At 58.9% G+C, this 3,318-nt stretch carries 5 protein-coding genes; 1 reads left to right on the forward strand and 4 read right to left on the reverse strand.

Features of this window, described 5'->3' with window-relative positions:
• Window positions 1-248, forward strand: a 248-nt coding sequence (locus ACUVTA_RS09070; protein WP_445952616.1) for a hypothetical protein, incomplete at its 5' end; no start/stop codon positions are given.
• 33 nt (window positions 249-281) lie between these two features.
• Here the strand turns inward: ACUVTA_RS09070 and ACUVTA_RS09075 are convergent.
• The 4 genes from ACUVTA_RS09075 to ACUVTA_RS09090 form a co-directional block, all read right to left on the reverse strand.
• Complete coding sequence (locus ACUVTA_RS09075) at window positions 282-581, reverse strand: TetR/AcrR family transcriptional regulator C-terminal domain-containing protein (RefSeq protein WP_445952617.1); 300 nt, start codon at window positions 579-581, stop codon at window positions 282-284.
• Complete coding sequence (locus ACUVTA_RS09080; RefSeq protein ID WP_445952618.1) at window positions 578-895, reverse strand: TetR/AcrR family transcriptional regulator; 318 nt, start codon at window positions 893-895, stop codon at window positions 578-580. Before ACUVTA_RS09080 ends, ACUVTA_RS09075 begins: the two co-directional genes overlap by 4 nt.
• Window positions 858-2,417: a DHA2 family efflux MFS transporter permease subunit gene (locus ACUVTA_RS09085; RefSeq protein WP_445952619.1), complete on the reverse strand. Its 1,560-nt coding sequence runs from the start codon at window positions 2,415-2,417 to the stop codon at window positions 858-860. Before ACUVTA_RS09085 ends, ACUVTA_RS09080 begins: the two co-directional genes overlap by 38 nt.
• Window positions 2,399-3,318, reverse strand: a 920-nt coding sequence (locus tag ACUVTA_RS09090; RefSeq protein ID WP_445952620.1) for a UbiA family prenyltransferase, incomplete at its 5' end; no start/stop codon positions are given. The genes ACUVTA_RS09090 and ACUVTA_RS09085, both read right to left, overlap by 19 nt.

Consider the following 3,318-nt stretch of genomic DNA (forward strand, 5'->3'; position numbering starts at 1 on the left):
TCTTCATCATAGGACGCTTCCTCCAGGCGCTTTACGCCTGCGCGCTCACCCGCGCCTTGTTCCCGCTTTTTGCGCCGCGCCTCACCCAGGCCACGGCAGCCCTCGTGCTTCCCGCCGCGTCCTCCTTCACCGCCACCCTAGCCGGCGCCACAACCTTGTGCCTGGCGGCCAACCTGGCGCTTTTAGTGCTCGGCCTGCTGACCACTGTCAGCGGCAGCCGCATGAACCGCCGTGTGCGCAAGAAATAAGCCAGCAGCAAGTTCAGCCTTTCCGGTTAAGATTTATCTCTCAGGCGTCGCAACTCCCGTGCCCCGCTCCCGGAGTCCCGTGAGTAACAACTCCTTGAGCGTTTGCAGGATACTCTCGTAACGGTACCGCGTCTCAAAGACGAAGGCGTTAAGTGCGGCCACCGCTACGGCACCGAATACCGCCGTGGCCGCCGCATCAACCTCCAGGTTCTTGCAGATTACACCCTCCGCCTGCCCCTTTTCGATCAGGTCCCTGATAATGCGGATGTAACCTGAACGCAGCCGCTCTACCTGCTCCTCCCACCTGGTGCCCAGCCCCCAGACCTCGCTCAAAAGGAGCTTGCAGTAGTCCCGGTACTCCTCAAAAAAAAACTGAGCTGCGCGCCAATTAAGGCCTCAAGTTTGCCGGAAATATCCTCCCGGCGCGCCACCTCGCGCCTGACGGTATTTTCCAGCCTTTCGATACCCTCCTCGATGAGCGAAAGAAAGAGCTCCTTTTTGCTCCGGTAGTTATTATGAAGAGTGCCTTTGGCGATCCCGGCACGCTTAGCGATTTCTTCCATCGTGGCCCTGGCAAATCCTTTTTCGGAAAAGACGGCCACGGCAGCATCAAAGATGGGCAAACGTTTGCGGCGAGTGCGCGTCATGAGAAGAGACCTCCCGTTCTCCTGCCACCTTGGTTCTCATTTTTCGACAACAGCATAACACGATGACCCCTAAAACCGCAAGAATACCAAAGATTACCGCCGGACCAAAGGCGTCGTCGAGGGCGCGTACGGCCGCTTGTAAATGAAGCTGCGCAGCAACAACCGCCCACATAGCGGAAGGGTCACCGGTTCCCGCAAGCGCCCACCGCAGCCGCGCCACAAGCTCGGAAAGCAGCGGGTAGTCATAGGTCAGCCTTTCCGCCCGGCGAACGTAGTGCATCTCCTGGTGCGTCTGGGCCACCGTGGCCATAATCGCGATGCCGAAAGAGCTGCCCACCTGGCGCAGCATGTTGAGCAGGGAGGTCGCCTGGTTATTAAGCTCCGGCGGCACAACCTCCAGGGCTGCGGCCATCACCGGCATAATGCCCAAGCCCATACCAAAGCCCAGCAGGGCAAGGTTCGGCGTCAAAAAAGAGACCGGCGTCTCCAGGCCAAGCCGCGTAAAGCTGAGCGTGGCCAAGGTAACCATCACCGTTCCGGTCAGCGCCAGCAGCCCCGGCCCCACCCGGGTTACTAAGAAACCCGCAACTGGAAGGGCTACCGCCGCGGCCAGGCCTTCCGGGAACAGAATGACCCCCGTAGTTAGCGGCCCGTACCCCTTTATCTCCTGCAAGAAGACGGGCAGGAGAAAAAGGCTGCCCATTATGGCCATGATCGCAAGAGTCATGGCCAGGACGCCAGCGGCATAAACCGGCCGGCAGAAGAGCTTCACCTCCACCAGCGGTTCCGCGCGGCTCACTTCCCACAAAAGAAAGAGCGTCAAGGAAAAACCGGCGAAAAGTAGCAACAGGACAACGTAAGGGGCATTCCACCCGTCGGACGGTGCCTTGCTCAAGGCCCAGAGAAGCCCGCCAAGCGCCGGCGCCACCAGGAGGAAGCCTATGTAATCTGTTTTGCGCGGGTAAGTGGCAAACTCATCCATTACCAGAACCGTTAGCAGGATCGCCAGTAAGCCTACGGGCAGGTTGATGTAAAAAATGAGGCGCCAGGTGGCACATTCGACAAGGTAACCGCCGAGGATTGGACCGAGCGCTGGGGCTACCAGAAGCGGCAACCCCATAATCCCCATCGCCATATCCCGCTGGGAAGGCGGAAACGTCTTATAAATGATGCTGATCCCCAGCGGCATGATCATCCCCCCACCGAGCCCCTGAAGCACCCGGAAGAGAACCAGGGCGTTGAAACTCCACGCCAGCCCGCACAAGAACGAACCCAGCGTAAACAGGCCCATACTGGCGAGAAAAAGCCGCCTTGTGCCGTATGTATCGGCCAAGAAAGCCGAAAGGGGAACGACAACACCCATCGCAATCAGGTAAGCGGTGGCCACCCACTGGACGGTGTCAATATCGGTGCCGAGCTCGGCCATGAGGTGGGGAGTGGCCACATTCACCACGGTGATGTCGAGAAGGTCGAGGGCCAACCCGGTGACAACGGCAGCGAGAATCAACCATCTCTGGGGCACAGGAGCTTCCTCCGGGAGAGAAATTTCCGGCGGCACCTTAGCCACCGCTGTACAGACAACTGCCTGAACCCGTAACTTAAAACGGCCCAGAGGACCTTCCAGTCATCCCAGTAAATTCTATCCCCCGGCCCGTTAATCCGGTAGTAGAGCACGCCCAAAAGAGCGATTACGATCCCGGTAACCACGATTCCACCGGGAACGTGCCGCGCGAGCGCGAAGACGAGCAACCCGAGGAATAGCGCCAGCGCTAATCTTTCCAGGCAAGGGTGGCGCGCGTAGAAGAAGGTGTATTCTTTGCCGGGCGTTTTACCGTACCGCAAGAGGTAGCGCCCCTCCGCGCTGTAGGCGGCAACATAGACGGCCAGGCGCTGGCAATAGACGAGCAGGCAGGGAAAGAAAAGCGGCCATGCCCCCGTTACGGCGGCGTAACCCGCAGCAAACCTGACGAGGGAACCGGTGGCCGCCACCCCGGCGTTAAGCAGCGGGATCCTTTTAACGCTGTCATACAGAAGCTGGATTGCCGGCAAAAGCAGCGCGAAGGGCAGTACCTGGGGCCGGCACCAAAGCAAAAAAGCCGTCCCTGCGACCATGCGTAAAGCACATAAGACGGGCAACCACTTTACAGGCAAATACCCGCCGGCCGAAGCCCGCTCTTTTTTTCTGGGATGGAGCCGGTCGCTGGCAACGTCTTTATAGTCGTTTAGCCAGTATTTGGCCTGATTGATCAAAAACTCGATTCCTAACCAGACAACGGCTATGTCAGCTATCGAAAAGTGGCGGTTCAGCGCTACCCCGTAAGCAACGCCACCCCAGAAGTAGATCGCGCCGCCAGTAATCGCTCCCGGACGGGGCAGCAAGAGATATAAAGCGAGCTTTTTCAACCTGCCCGGGCGCAAATTTT

Source organism: Thermodesulfitimonas sp. (genome assembly GCF_052743955.1).